General features: G+C 66.3%; 13 protein-coding genes. 4 read left to right on the top strand and 9 right to left on the bottom strand.

What is annotated here, in order from left to right; translation table 11 throughout:
- Window positions 1–59: 59 nt before the first annotated feature.
- From LL06_RS12365 to LL06_RS12335, 7 genes are all read right to left on the bottom strand, one after another.
- Entirely contained in the window at window positions 60–980 is a 921-nt protein-coding gene (locus LL06_RS12365; protein ID WP_035526991.1) for an ABC transporter permease, read from the bottom strand.
- Window positions 980–2,074: an ABC transporter permease gene (locus LL06_RS12360; protein ID WP_035526990.1), complete on the bottom strand. Its 1,095-nt coding sequence runs from the start codon at window positions 2,072–2,074 to the stop codon at window positions 980–982. Before LL06_RS12360 ends, LL06_RS12365 begins: the two co-directional genes overlap by 1 nt.
- On the bottom strand, window positions 2,064–3,644 hold the full coding sequence (locus LL06_RS12355) for an ABC transporter ATP-binding protein (RefSeq protein ID WP_035527021.1): 1,581 nt from the start codon (window positions 3,642–3,644) through the stop codon (window positions 2,064–2,066). Before LL06_RS12355 ends, LL06_RS12360 begins: the two co-directional genes overlap by 11 nt.
- 302 nt (window positions 3,645–3,946) lie before the next feature.
- Complete coding sequence (locus LL06_RS12350; protein WP_052161489.1) at window positions 3,947–4,930, bottom strand: quinone oxidoreductase; 984 nt, start codon at window positions 4,928–4,930, stop codon at window positions 3,947–3,949.
- 31 nt (window positions 4,931–4,961) lie between these two features.
- Window positions 4,962–5,714: a phosphatidylcholine synthase gene (pcsA, locus tag LL06_RS12345; protein WP_035526987.1), complete on the bottom strand. Its 753-nt coding sequence runs from the start codon at window positions 5,712–5,714 to the stop codon at window positions 4,962–4,964.
- Between the two features lie 28 nt (window positions 5,715–5,742).
- The gene (locus tag LL06_RS12340; protein ID WP_035526984.1) at window positions 5,743–6,360 is read right to left on the bottom strand and encodes a DUF1326 domain-containing protein; all 618 of its coding nucleotides are present in this window, start codon (window positions 6,358–6,360) and stop codon (window positions 5,743–5,745) included.
- An 18-nt stretch (window positions 6,361–6,378) separates the two neighbouring features.
- Window positions 6,379–7,311: a DUF2182 domain-containing protein gene (locus tag LL06_RS12335; protein ID WP_035527016.1), complete on the bottom strand. Its 933-nt coding sequence runs from the start codon at window positions 7,309–7,311 to the stop codon at window positions 6,379–6,381.
- A gap of 92 nt (window positions 7,312–7,403) precedes the next feature.
- On the opposite strand from LL06_RS12335, the gene LL06_RS12330 reads away from it, so the two are divergent.
- Window positions 7,404–8,618: a UbiH/UbiF family hydroxylase gene (locus tag LL06_RS12330; RefSeq protein ID WP_035526982.1), complete on the top strand. Its 1,215-nt coding sequence runs from the start codon at window positions 7,404–7,406 to the stop codon at window positions 8,616–8,618.
- Here the strand turns inward: LL06_RS12330 and LL06_RS12325 are convergent.
- A complete protein-coding gene (locus LL06_RS12325) occupies window positions 8,595–9,557 on the bottom strand; it encodes an AEC family transporter (RefSeq protein WP_035526980.1) in 963 nt (320 codons plus the stop codon). The two genes, LL06_RS12330 and LL06_RS12325, sit on opposite strands and share 24 nt — an antisense overlap.
- 138 nt (window positions 9,558–9,695) lie before the next feature.
- Here LL06_RS12325 and hspQ point away from each other — a divergent pair, with 138 nt between their 5' ends.
- On the top strand, window positions 9,696–10,025 hold the full coding sequence (hspQ, locus tag LL06_RS12320) for a heat shock protein HspQ (RefSeq protein WP_035526978.1): 330 nt from the start codon (window positions 9,696–9,698) through the stop codon (window positions 10,023–10,025).
- Window positions 10,026–10,135: 110 nt separating this feature from the next.
- On the opposite strand, the gene LL06_RS12315 is transcribed toward hspQ, so the two are convergent.
- The gene (locus LL06_RS12315; protein WP_035526976.1) at window positions 10,136–10,744 is read right to left on the bottom strand and encodes an invasion associated locus B family protein; all 609 of its coding nucleotides are present in this window, start codon (window positions 10,742–10,744) and stop codon (window positions 10,136–10,138) included.
- Between the two features lie 326 nt (window positions 10,745–11,070).
- On the opposite strand from LL06_RS12315, the gene LL06_RS12310 reads away from it, so the two are divergent.
- Together LL06_RS12310 and LL06_RS12305 are read left to right on the top strand one after the other, a co-directional pair.
- Window positions 11,071–12,876, top strand: coding sequence for an extracellular solute-binding protein (locus LL06_RS12310; protein ID WP_035526974.1), 1,806 nt, complete (start codon window positions 11,071–11,073; stop codon window positions 12,874–12,876).
- Between the two features lie 61 nt (window positions 12,877–12,937).
- Window positions 12,938–13,621, top strand: coding sequence for a DsbA family oxidoreductase (locus tag LL06_RS12305; protein WP_035526972.1), 684 nt, complete (start codon window positions 12,938–12,940; stop codon window positions 13,619–13,621).
- The last annotated feature ends 23 nt before the right edge of the window (window positions 13,622–13,644 follow it).

Raw genomic sequence — 13,644 nt, 5'->3', positions numbered from 1 at the left:
TGCTCCTCCGGCTTTGCCGGATGGAATGGGAAGACGTCGATGCGCGCACGGCCCGGGTGTTACCGGTCCGGCACGAAGGGTTGGCCCAGCGAAGCCGGAGTGTTCATCAGTGTCAAGCGCCGGTCGCGGGAAATGATGACGAGGACGACGATGGTGGCGACATAGGGCAAGGCCGAGAGAAACTGCGACGGGATGCCGAAGCCGAGCGCCTGGGCATGCAACTGGCCGATCGAGACGGCGCCGAACAGATAGGCACCGCCGAGCACCCGCCAGGGCCGCCAGGAGGCGAACACCACCAGCGCCAGCGCGATCCAGCCGCGGCCGGCGGTCATGTTCTCCACCCATTGGGGCGTGTAGACCAGCGACAGATGCGCGCCCGCGAGCCCGGCGCAGGCGCCGCCGAACATCACCGCCAGATAGCGGATCTTGAGCACGTTGATGCCCAGCGCATGGGCCGAGGCATGGTTGTCGCCGATGGCGCGCAGGGTCAGCCCCGCGCGGGTGCGGAACAGGAACCAGGCGACGCCGCCGGTCAGGATGAGCGAGATGTAGAAGATCGGGTCCTGGCCGAAGATCAGCCGCCCGACCAGCGGGATGTCGCCGAGCACCGGAATGTCAAGATTGGCGAGCTTGATGCCGGCGGAACCGACGAAGCTCTCGCCGATCATGCCCGACAGGCCGAGCCCGAGCAGCGTCAGCGACAGGCCGGTGGCGACCTGGTTGGCGGCGAGCGACAGGGTCAGCACCCCGAACAGCAGCGAGAAGAACGCGCCGGCGGCGATCGCCGCCAGCATGCCGATCCAGGGCGAGCCGGAGAGCAGCGTCGCAGCGAAGCCGCAGACGGCGCCGATCACCATCATGCCCTCGACGCCGAGATTGAGCACGCCCGAGCGCTCGACCACCAGTTCGCCGATGGCGGCGATCAGCAGCGGCGTCGCCGCCGTCATGATCGTCAAGAGAATGTTCTGGGCGATATCCATCAGGCCTGGCCTCCGGCGGGTGCGGTGGCCTTGCGCCAGACAAGCCGCACCCGGTAATTGATCAGCGTGTCGCAACCGAGGACGAAGAACAGGAGCAGCCCCTGGAACACCCGGCCGACCTTGTCGGAGATGCCGAGCGTCATCTGCGCCGCCTCGCCGCCGAGATAGGTCAGCGCCAGCATGAAGCCCGCGGCGATCGCGCCGAGCGGGCTCAGCCGCCCGAGGAAGGCGACGATGATGGCGGTGAAGCCATAGCCGGGCGAGATCGTCTCGCGCAACTGCCCGATAGCACCGGAGACCTCGGCGATGCCAGCGAGCCCCGCCAATCCGCCCGAGAGAAGGAAGGCGAAGAAGGCCATCCGCGTCTGCGAGAAGCCGGCGAAGCGCCCTGCCCGCGGATTGGCGCCCAGCACCCTCACCTCGAAGCCGTTGAGCGTGAAGCGCAGCATGAACCAGACGACGACCGCCGCGACAAGGGCGAGCACGAGGCCGTAATGGGCGCTGCCCTGCGAGGGGATGATCTCGGGCAGTCTCGCCGCTTCGGAGAAGCGGATGGAGCCTGGGAAATTGTTGCCGTTGGGGTCTCTCAGCACGCCGCGCGCCAGCCAGTCGAGGAACAGTTGCGCGGTGTAGACCAGCATCAGGCTCACGAGGATCTCGTTGGTGTTGAACCTTGTCTTCAGATAGGCCGGGATCGCGCCCCAGGCGGCGCCGCCGATCATGCCCAGCACCAGCATCAGCGGCAGCGTCAGCCAGGACTGGAAGCCGGGCATCAGGATCGGCACCAGCGACCCCAGGATGCCGCCCATGATGAACTGGCCCTCGGCGCCGATGTTCCAGTTGTTCGACCGGTAACAGACCGAAAGCCCGACCGCGATCAGGATCAGCGGCGCCGCCTTGACCGTCAGTTCATGGATCGACCAGACTTCCGTCAGCGGCTCGATGAAGAAGCTGTAGAGCGCGTCGAACGGGTTCTTGCCGAGCGCCATGAACAGGATGGCGCCCGCGACCAGCGTCAGCGCCAGCGCGATGAAGGGCGAGAGCACGGCATAGAGCGTCGACGGCACCGGCCGTTTTTGCAGTTCAATGTGCATGGGCAACCTCCGCCGGGTCGACGCCATGGCCGGCTCCGTCATGGAAGCCGCCCATCAGCAAGCCGATGCGTTCGCGCGTCATGGTCGCGGCGGGTTCCGGCTTCGACAGCCGTCCCTCGTTGATGACCGAAATGCTCGAGGCGATCTCGAACACCTCGTCGAGATCCTGGCTGATGACGATGACCGCCGAGCCGCTCTTGGCAAGGTCGACCAGCGCCTGGCGGATGCGGCTCGCGGCCCCCGCGTCGACGCCCCAGGTCGGCTGGTTGACGACCAGCACCCGGGGCTGCCGGTCGAGCTCGCGGCCGACGATGAATTTCTGCAGGTTGCCGCCCGAGAGCGATCCCGCCGGTGGATCGACCAGCGACTTGCGCACGTCCATGGCGCTCGAAATCCGCTTGGTCGCGGTCGCCACCGGCCCGGTGTTGATCAGGCCCAGCCAGCCGCCGGTGATGAAGGTCTTGCGGTCCGAGGCATAGCGCGACAGCACCAGGTTGCCGCTCAAGCTCATGGTCGGCACCGCCGCGTGGCCGTGGCGTTCCTCGGGCACGAAGCTGCAGCCCATCAGCCGGCGCGCGGTGATGCCGAGCCGGCCGGCGGCGACGCCGGCGATGCGGATCGAGTCCGCGTGCGCCACCGTGACTTCGCCCGACAGCACGTCGAAGAGCTCGCTCTGGCCGTTGCCGGCGACGCCGGCGATGGCGATCACCTCGCCGGCCCGGACCGTCAGGTCGACATCGGTGAGCGCGACCGCGAACGGCGTGCGCGCCGGCGCCGACAGCCTGTGGACTTCGATCAGGACTTCGCCTGGCTCGCCCAGGCCCGCGCCCGAGATCTCGGGCACCTCGCCGCCCACCATCATGCGCGCCAGCGACGAGGGCGTCTCGTTGCGCGGGTCGCAGGCGCCGGTGACCTTGCCGTGGCGAAGCACGGTGGCCCGGTCGCAGATGCGCTGCACTTCCTCGAGCCGGTGGGAGATGTAGAGAACCGAGCGGCCCTCGGCCTTGAGCTTGGCCAGCGTCTCGAACAGCTTGTCGGCCTCCTGCGGGGTCAGCACCGAGGTGGGCTCGTCCAGGATAATCAGTTCCGGGTTCTGCAGCAGCGCGCGAACAATCTCGATGCGCTGGCGTTCGCCCACCGACAGGTCGGCGACATGGGCGGACGGGTCGAGCGGCAGTCCGTATTCCACCGACAGCCGCCGCGCCTCGTCCGAGATCCTTTCGATCGGGACCTTGCCGTCAAGCGCGAGCGCGATGTTCTCGGCCACCGTCAGCGCCTCGAACAGCGAGAAATGCTGGAACACCATGCCCACGCCGGTGGCGCGCGCCTCGCCCGGGCTGCCGATCTTGACCGGCGCGCCTTTCCACAGGATCTCGCCCGCGGACGGCTCGAGCACGCCGAACAGCATCTTGACCAGCGTCGACTTGCCCGCGCCGTTTTCGCCCAGCAGCGCGTGCACTTCGCCGGGAGCGATCGCCAGGTCGATGCCGTCGCAGGCCCTCAGGCTTCCGAAGATCTTGGTGAGCCCCCTCGTTTCCAGAAGCGGTATCTCGGTGTGATTGGTGTCCACGTCGCCCTCTGAACTCAGCACCCTCCCGAATCGCCTAGTTTTGAGGCGTTTTTCCGGAAAGCACAAGAAACAAGCTTCACTATCTGGCCTTGAAATTCAAGGGATCTTTGCGATTGCGCCGCATTCTCCAGAACTTCATGCGGCGCAACAATTGTGCGCCGCACAAGAGACCGAAGACAGAAAATACCAAGTGTTTTCATCGCCGGGCAGGCCCGGATATTCTCGTGGAGGCGAAAGGCGGGTCGCTTTTGCAAATTTGTTTTGAGAGTGCTTCAGCTCATGCCCCGCAGTCCGCCCCGGCTTCACGGCTTGAGCACCGTCACGCCGGTGGTCTTGCGGCCTTCGAGATCGGCATGGGCGCGGGCGGCGTCTTCCAGCCTGTAGCGCTGGTTGATCTCGATCCTGACGATGCCGCGGGCCACCACGTCGAACAGCGCGTTCGCCGACGCCTCGAGGTCGGGCCGGCTGGCATTGTAGGTGAACAGCGTCGGCCGGGTCGCAAACAGCGAGCCCTTCTGCGACAGGATGCCGATGTTGAACGGCTCGATCGGTCCCGAGGACTGGCCGAAACTCGCCCACAGCCCGCGCGGGCGCAGACAGTCGAGCGATCCCGGGAACGTGTCCTTGCCGACCGAATCATAGACCACGTCGACGCCCCTGCCCTTGGTGATGTCCTTGACCCGCGCCACGAAATCCTCGGTGCGGTAGTTGATCACATGGTCATAGCCGTTGGCGGCTGCGAGCTCCGCCTTTTCCGCCGAGCCCACGGTACCGATCACGGTGGCGCCGAGCGACTTGGCCCATTGCCCGGCGATGAGGCCGACGCCGCCGGCGGCGGCGTGGAACAGGATGGTCTCGCCGGCCACCACCTTGTGCGTCCGGCACAGCAGGTACTCCGCGGTCATGCCCTTGAGCATCATGCCGGCGGCGACGTCGAGGTCGATCGCGTCGGGAACCTTGACAAGCTTGTCGGCGGCGATCACCCGCTCCTCGGCATAGGCGCCGATCGGCCCGGCATAGGCGACGCGGTCGCCCTGCTTGAACAGCGTGACCCCCTCGCCCAGCGCGACGACCACGCCGGCGCCCTCGTTGCCCGGCACCAGCGGCAGGCCGTTGGGCGCGGGATAGAGCCCAGTGCGGAAATAGACGTCGATGAAGTTGAGCCCGACCGCCTCGTGGCGGATGCGGACCTCGCCGGGGCCCGGATCGGAGGCCTGGTGATCGCGCCATTCCAGCACTTCGGGGCCGCCGTGCTTTGAAACCAGGATTGCTTTCATGTCAGTCATCTCCATTCGGGCCGGCGGTCGCGCCGGATCTTCATTCGGTCGCGGCTCGGTCCGCGGCGGGTTTACCGAGGCCGGGGAAGAGCTGCATGATCCCGCCGATCACGAACAGATAGGCGCCAGTCAGCATCACCGCCCACATCAGCCAGTCGGGGCTTTCGAAATGCAGGAGCAGCGCGTATCCCGACAGCACCGACCAGATGGCGAAAATGCCGAGGTTCAAGGGGCGAAGCCGGACGACGCGGACCGGGTGCAGGAAGTTGATCGGCAGGAAGGTCATGACCACCGCCGCGAGCACGATGCCGAAGGCGACCATCTCCGACGGGTGGGTCACGAACAGGGTGAACACCAGCATGTTCCAGACCACCGGGAAGCCCGAGAAGAAGTTCTCGTCGGTCTTCATGCCCATGTCGGCATAATAAATGGCGCTCGACACCACGATCAGGCCGGCGGCGACGAAGGACAGCGGCTCGCCGATCATGCCGCTCTGGTAGAGCGCGAAGGCGGGGATGAGCACGTAGGTGACGTAGTCGATCACATTGTCGAGCATCACGCCCGACCAGTTGGGCAGCACTTCCTTGACGTTGAGCTTGCGGGCGATGGGCCCGTCGATGCCGTCGATCAGCATGGCGACGCCAAGCCACCACCACAGATCGATGAACCGCCCCTCGGCCGCCGCCACCAGCGCCAGGAACGCCATGTAGGAGCCGGTCGCGGTCAGGATATGGACGGAAAACGCCCGGATCTCCGCGTAGGGGACGCGGCGGTATTTAAATGGAAGCTTCATGCCGCCGACACCTTGGTTACGCGCGCGCCTAGTTGGGGCCGCTCCAGTCGAGTTTGCAGATTTCGGCCGAACGGCCGGCAAAATTCCAGTTGCGGCCGAAGGCGCGCATCTTGGACCGTTCCGATTTGGCCACGATGATCTCGGGCGCGATCCAGTATTCGGAATTGGAGATCACGGTGTCCTCGCCATGGGCCTTGCCCGGGATCGGCGAGATCACGCCGTCGATGATCTTGGGGATCTTGACGATGCGCTTCCTGTCCTCGATCTCGTAGCTGATCGGCTCCTGCTGGACGCCGAGGAAATTGCCGACCAGGATGGAGAGCAGCGAGGTGGTGCCGCCAGCCTTGCCGGTGAAGATCTTCGTGAACGCCTTGGTCGCGTAGATCGAGGCGCGCTTGTCGACGAACAGGCCGGCGGTCCAGTTGCCGCGGCTCATATAGCCCGGAATCTCCATCACCAGGCCGAGATTGAGGCCGGAGAGGTCGGTGTCGCCGTAATAGCCGTCGTCGACCTTGAAGCCGGCCCAGGTCTGGCAATAGCCTTCGGTCGGCGGATGCTGGCCCAGCGAGATCACGCAGGGGCAGAACACGGTGCAATTGCACGACAGCACCAGCTCCCCCTTCAGCGCCCATTCTACATCAGCCATGCAACTCCACTCCCGCCGTCATGCCAGCGCGGCCCCTATCAGCGCCGCGCCCCAGGCGGCCACTATCGCCCCGCCCGCGCGCGTTGTCACCCGGCCCGCGCCGGTTTTTTCCACAAATGTGAACACCGTCAGCGCCGCCATCCAGACCACATTCATGCTGCCCACCGCAAGCATGATCAGCATCAATGCCCAGCAGCAGCCCAGGCACCAGACGCCCTGCTCCATGCCCAGCCGGAAGACGCCGGCGGGGCTCGTGCGCCAGCGGGCGAACAGGGTGGTGAACGGGTTGCGGCATTTGGTCAGGCAGGCGTGCTTGAGCGCGGTGAACTGGTAGGCGCCGGCCACAAGCAGGATCATTCCGGCGACGACGCCTCTCGCCGGCGCCGCGGCCGGCGCGCCGGTGAGCGACCCGATCAGCATCTGGACCAGCGTGAACAGCACCGCGGCGCCCGCCCAGACGACGAGATAGCCGGCGGCGAGCACGACCGGATGGACGACCCTGTCGCCGCGGCCGGCGGCGGTGTCGGCGATCTCGGCATAGGTGCGAATCATCGGCGCGGCGGTGGGCAGCATCATGGCGGCCGCCATCGCGAACCACATCACGAACAGGGCGAGACCGGTGGCAACGGCCGATCCCGGCGCGAGGGCCGCGCCCGAAGTTCCCGACAGGCAGAGATCGGCGATGACGGCTGCGAAGGAGCCGGGCTCGAGCGGCAGGAAGCGGGCGATCAGCGACATGCCGGGCCCGAGCGGCCGCGCCGAGCCCTCGACCGCGGCGATCGAGCCCGCCATCGAGACGAGGAACCACCAGGCGATCGCCGCCGTCAGAGCCACCATGGCCAGCACCGGCCACAGCGGTCGCCGCGCCAGGCCGGCGATGGCCCGCCCGGACCGGTCCAAATGGTCGAACCGGCCGTCGAGCGGATCTGAGTTGCCGCGAGGCGTGAACATGCGCCAATTGATCCCATGGAGTTCGATTGCCAAGCGATGTAAAGGATCATCCGACCACTAGGCAATCGGCAACCAACTGAAAGGCCGAAGAAATGCAGGAGCACTATGACATCGCGGTGGTGGGCGGCGGGCTTGCGGGATCGGTCGCGGCGCTGGCGGCGGCCGCCGAGGGCTGGCGGGTCGCCTTCATCGCGCCCCGGCCCCCGCGCCAGGACGGCCGGACCACGGCGCTGCTGTCGGAATCGGTGGCGTATCTGGCGAGCCTCAGCATCTGGGACGGCGTGAAGCCCGCCTCCGCGCCGCTGCGCACGATGCGCATTCTCGACGGCACCACCCGCCTCCTGCGCTCGCCGCCGGTCTCGTTCCGGTCGAGCGACATCGGGCTCGAGGCCTTCGGCTACAACATTCCCAACCAGCCGCTGTTCGACGCACTTCAGGCCCAGGTGGCGCAGTCGCCCCTGATCGAGCGCTTCGAAAGCCCGCTTCAGTCGGCCGAGCAGTCCGCGGACAGCATCGAGCTTGTGCTCGAGGACGCGACGCGCGTGACCGCGCTGGCCGCGCTCGCCGCCGATGGCCGCGGCTCGAAGCTGCGCCAGGAGGTGGGCATCGGCGTGAAGACCTGGTCCTACCCGCAGACCGCGCTTGTGCTGAACTTTTCCCACGGCAAGCCGCATGCCGACACCTCCACCGAGTTCCACACCGAGGAAGGTCCGTTCACGCAGGTGCCGCTTCCGGGCAACCGCTCGAGCCTGGTCTGGGCGGTCAAGCCCGAACGCGTCGAGGCGATCCTGGCCATGCCGCGCGAGGCGCTCAACCGCGAGGTCGAAACCCGGATGAGCTCGATCCTCGGCAAGGTCGAGGTCGAGGGCAGCGTCCAGGCCTGGCCGCTGTCGAGCCTGATCGCCCACCGGTTCGGCGCCGGCCGGACGATGCTGGTGGGCGAGACCGGCCACGGCTTTCCGCCGATCGGCGCGCAGGGGCTCAATCTCGGCCTGCGCGACATCATGGAGGCGATCCGCGCGCTCAGGGACGCCGGCGGCCCGCAGAAGGCTCCCCAGGCGGTCAGCGCCTTCAACCGCACCCGCATGCTCGACATCGCCAGCCGCACGGCGGGCGTGGATCTGCTCAACCGGGCGCTGCTGAGCCCGTTCCTGCCGGTCCAGGCGCTGCGCGCGGGCGGGCTCGCGGTGCTGTCGGCGATCCCGCCGCTCCGAAACCTCGCCATGCGCGAAGGCATGACGCCGGGCTGGCGCAAGGACTGGTTCCGGCCCGCCGGGGACGCCTCAGGGAAACAGGTCGGGCGGTAGCGTTCCGCTGGTGATCAGCCACAAGAGCGCCGAGACGGTGGCGACGCTGCTCACCGTGGTCACCAGCACGGTGGCCGAGGCGCGCTCGACCCAGGTCGAATATTGCTGGGCGATGACGAAGACGTTGGTGGCCGTGGGCAGCGACGCCAGCAGCACCGCGGTGTAGACCCAGACCGGCTCGAAATCGCCCACCGCGCTCAGGCCCACATACATCATCACCGGATGAACGATCAGCTTCATCGGCACGATGAAGCCGAGTTCCGGCGGCACCCGCTTGAGCGGTCTCAGCGCCAGCGTCACGCCCATGGCGAACAGCGCGCAGGGTGCGGCGGCCTGCGCCAGGTAATCGATCAACCGGGCCACCGGCACCGGCGGCACGACCTCGAGCCAGGCTGCCGCCACGCCCACGGCGGTGGCCAGAATGAAGGGATGAAACGCGATCTTGCGGACCACCCCCAGCACCAGCGCGCCGAGGCTGCGGTGGTCGCCGCCGGCGATCGCCATCATCATCGGCGCGATGGTGAAGTGCATGATGTTCTCGAAGCAGAAGATCAGCGCGACCGGCACCGCGGCGGGCTCGCCGAAGGCCAGGATGGCGATGCCCGGCCCCATGTAGCCGATATTGCCATAGGCGCCTGCCAGCCCCTGCACCGTGGCTTCGGCGATGGCCGCGCGCCTTATCAGGATGCTCGCCGCAAACACCAGCGCGAACACCATGTAGGTCACCACCATCGAGGTCAGCACATAGTCCCAGCGCGCCAGTTCTTCGATCGGCGTGCGCGACAGGAGCTTGAAAAACAAAGCCGGCAGGGAAACATAGATGATGAAGGTGTTGAGCCAGCCCATCGCCTCGCGCGGTTGCTTGGTGATGCGCGCGGCGATGTAGCCCAACAGGATAAGGCCGAAGAAGGGGAGAACCAGACCTGTGATTTCAGCCATACTTGATGCCCGCAATAGCTGTTCAGACAAGGGTTCAGCTCAGCGAGAGGGGGTACGGACCAAGCCATCCGCCGTCAAGGCCGGGCGGTTGCATTTTCCGGCAAACATCCCATCTTAAAGGACCAAAGGAAGAAAGCCATGACGCCCAAACACGCAAAATTCCAGATCGGACAGGTCGTCAAGCACCGGATTTTCCCGTTCCGGGGCGTGATATTCGACGTGGATCCTGTCTATGCCAACACCGACGAGTGGTGGAACGCCATTCCCGCCAATGTGCGCCCGCGCAAGGACCAGCCGTTCTACCACCTTCTGGCCGAGAACGACGAGACCGAATACGTGGCCTACGTCTCGGAGCAGAACCTCTTGACCGACGACAGCGACCGGCCGGTCCGGCATCCGCAGATCGGAGAGTTCTTCGACACCTGGTCCAACGGGGTCTATCACCCGAAGGAACGGGTCAGCCACTGACCCGGACGGACGCCTCGTCCCGCCGGATCTTGTGAAAGCCAGACCAAACAAAAACAGGCCGGATGCGATGTCGCATCCGGCCTGTTTATTTACGTCAAAGCGCTTGGCGCTTAGTTCTTCTTCGCGGCCGCCTGGGCGTCTTCGAGCTTCTTGCGGGCTTCCTCGGCCTTCTTGGCCATTTCTTCCTGCAGCAGGCGCTGGCGCTCCTGCAGCTCGGACTGGGCGATCGGCTCGCCGTCCCAGGCCTGGGTGAAGCCTTCGAGCGAAATCCGGAGCGGGTTCGGGGTGCGCTGGTAGTTGACCGAAGTCAGGATCAGTTCGCCGCCCTTCTTGTAGGAGGCGATCATCGCGTCGGTGAGCAGGATCTCGGCGACGCAGGTCTCGGGCATGCAGATCGCGTATTCGACGCGCTGGGCCTGCCCGCCGTCGACCTGCAGGCCGACGCCCGGCTGGATCAGGCGTGCGGTGGGAACGGTCACCTGGAGGATCTTGCGGTTGACCTTGCCGGTCACGTCGATCAGGCCGATGGCGGTGAGAAGCTGGCCGGTGGGGGCGGTGACGATGTTCTGGACAACGCACACATCATTGTCTTCCTGTTTGGTGCAGGTCTTGTACCAGCCCTGGTTGGCGCCCTGTGCGAAAGCAGTTGCCGGCATGGCTGCGGCGGCGACGCCGGCCGACATGATTGCTGCGAGAAAGGTCTTGGTGGTGGCGTTCATTTGCTTCCAACTCTCCTGAAATGCGGCCCCCGGGGCAGCGTTCTGTTTGCGCGGTTTCCGCGCCCTTACGACTATGTCGCGCCTTCTCGATTGAAAATGCGGCGACAGCAAGGCTTTGTTCGCGATCGTGTTAGCGCGGTCACACGCCAATATCCAGCCCGCAGGCGGGTTGACGGCAAAAAAAGCGCCGCATTGGCCGACCAAGGTGGCCTGCTTGGGAGGGCGCGTATATCTTCGGGCCGAGAATCGACGGCGCACTCCCTGGCGGGCGCCGCGCGCCCCATCCTGGAGGATCGAGAATGAAACCTTTGCTGGCAGCGATTGCCATGGTTGCAGCCGCGGCGGGCGGCCTGGCGGGACTTTCGGCGGGCGCCCTTGCCGAGCCTGTCCACGCCATCGCCATGCATGGCGAGCCGGCCCTGCCCGCCGATTTCACCCATTTTCCCTACGTCAATCCCGATGCGCCGAAAGGCGGCAAGGTCACCTATGGCGTGGTCGGCACTTTCGACAGCGTGCGGCCGTTCATCGTCCGCAGCATGCGGACCACCGTGCGCGGCGTGGTCGATCCGGAATATGGCAACCTCGTCTACGAGACCCTGATGCAGCGCTCCCAGGACGAGCCCTTCACGCTCTATGGACTGCTCGCCGAGACGGTGGAATGGGACGAGGACCGCAGCTTCATCCAGTACAACATCAACCCGAAGGCGCGCTGGTCGGACGGGGTGCCGGTGACCGCCGACGACATCATCTTCACCATGGAACTGCTGCGCGACAAGGGCCGCCCGCCGTTCTCGACCCGGCTCAACCAGGTCGCCAAGATGGAGAAGGTCGGCGACCTCTCCGTCCGCTTCACCTTCAACGAGACCTCCAATCGGGAGTTTCCGCTGATCCTGTCGATGTCGCCGGTGCTGCCTAAACACGCCACCGATGCGGACACCTACGACCAGTCGACGCTCGAGCCCGGCATCGGCTCGGGCCCCTACCGGATCAGCGAGATCAAGACCGGCGAACGCATCACCTTCACCCGGCGCGAGGACTACTGGGCCAGGGACCTGCCGATCAAGCGCGGCATCGACAATTACGACGAGATCGTGGTCGAGTATTTTCTGTCGGAAACCGCGCAGTTCGAAGCCTTCAAGAAGGGCGTGGTCGATGTCTATCCCGACGGCAGCGCCACCAACTGGGCGCGCGGCTATGATTTCCCCGCCGTCGCCAATGGCGAGGTGCTCCGCCAGGAATACGACCGCCGCACCCCCTCGGGCATGTACGGCTTTGTCTTCAACACCCGCCGGCCGCTATTCGAGGATGTGCGGGTGCGCAAGGCGCTGACGCTGCTGTTCGATTTCGAATGGGCCAACCGCAGCCTCTACGATCTGAGCTACACGCGCACCCAGTCGTTCTGGGACGGCTCCGAGCTGTCGAGCCACGGCGTGCCCGCCGATGCGCGCGAGCGCGAGATCCTGGCCCCCTTCCCCGACGCGGTGTCCGACGACATCATGGAGGGAACCTGGGCGCTGCCGGTGACCGACGGTTCGGGGCGCGACCGCAAGGTCAGCCGCGCAGCGCTGACGATGCTCGAGGAAGCGGGGTACCGCATCGAGGGCGGCCGGCTGATCGACGAGGCGGGCAAGCCCTTCGCCTTCTCGCTGATGACCCAGAACGAGGGCCAGGAAAAGCTCGCGGTGGCGTTCCAGCGCTCGCTCGCCGCACTCGGCATCCAGATGGCGATCCGCACCGTAGATGACGCCCAGTACCAGCAGCGCTCGCAGACCTTCGACTACGACATGATCATGAAATCGTTCCCCTCCTCGATGTCGCCCGGCATCGAACAGATCGGGCGCTGGGGCTCGGCCACGCGCGACCGCGACGGCTCGTTCAATTTCGCCGGCGTGGCGAGCCCCGCCGTCGACGCCGCCATCGACGCGATGCTCAACGCCCGCACCGCCGACGATTTCCGCTCGTCTGTGCGGGCGTTTGACCGCGTGCTGCTGTCGGGGCATTATGTCATTCCGGCGTTTCACCTCGGCAAGTCCTGGGTGGCGCACCGCGCCCGGATCGCAGCACCGGAGGGGCCGCCGCCGCTCTACGGCTATTATCTGCCGGCCTGGTGGGACACGACGGCGAAGCCCTGACCGACCGGCCGCCCAAGCCTCAGGCCACCCGACACGCCACAGCTCTCAAGAAGGTTTCTCCATGACTGTTCCCTCGCTGACCATCGATATCGTCTCCGATGTCATGTGCCCCTGGTGCTACATCGGCAAGAAGCGGCTGGAGGCCGCGCTTGAGGAGGTCAAATCGGAGATCGAAGTCGATGTCCGCTGGCGGCCCTTCCAGCTCGACCCGACCCTGCCCAAGGAGGGCAAGGACCGCAAGCAGTACATGGAAGACAAGTTCGGCGGGCCGGAACGGGCCGAAAAAGCCTATGAAACCGTGCGCGCCGCAGGCGCGGAGGAGAAAATTCCCTTCGCCTTCGAGAAGATCCCGGTCTCGGCCAACACGCTCGACGCCCACCGGCTGATCCGCTGGGCCGGATCGCTCGGCCCGGCGGCGCAGGACACGGCGGTGCAGGCGCTGTTCAAGGCCTATTTCGAGGACGGCAAGAACATCGGCGACGACCAGGTGCTGGTCGAGGCGGGACGGCAGGCCGGACTGGAAGCCGAGGTGGTCGAACGGCTGCTCGCTGGCGACGCCGACCGCGACGCGGTGGAAGCCGAGATCGACCAGGCGCGGAAGATGGGGGTCACCGGCGTGCCCTGCTTCATCATCGACATGAAATACGCCGTCGTCGGCGCCCAGCCCGCAGACGCGCTGGTCGACGCCATGCGCAAGATCGCGGCAGACAAGGCCGGCGGATCGGCCGCGCCGGCGGCGGGCTGACCGACCACACTCAAGCCGCCTGC

This window comes from Hoeflea sp. BAL378 (assembly GCF_000759435.1).
GTDB lineage: Bacteria > Pseudomonadota > Alphaproteobacteria > Rhizobiales > Rhizobiaceae > Hoeflea.
Note: the sequence above shows the minus strand (reverse complement) of the source record. Positions and strands in the feature narration are given on the sequence as shown.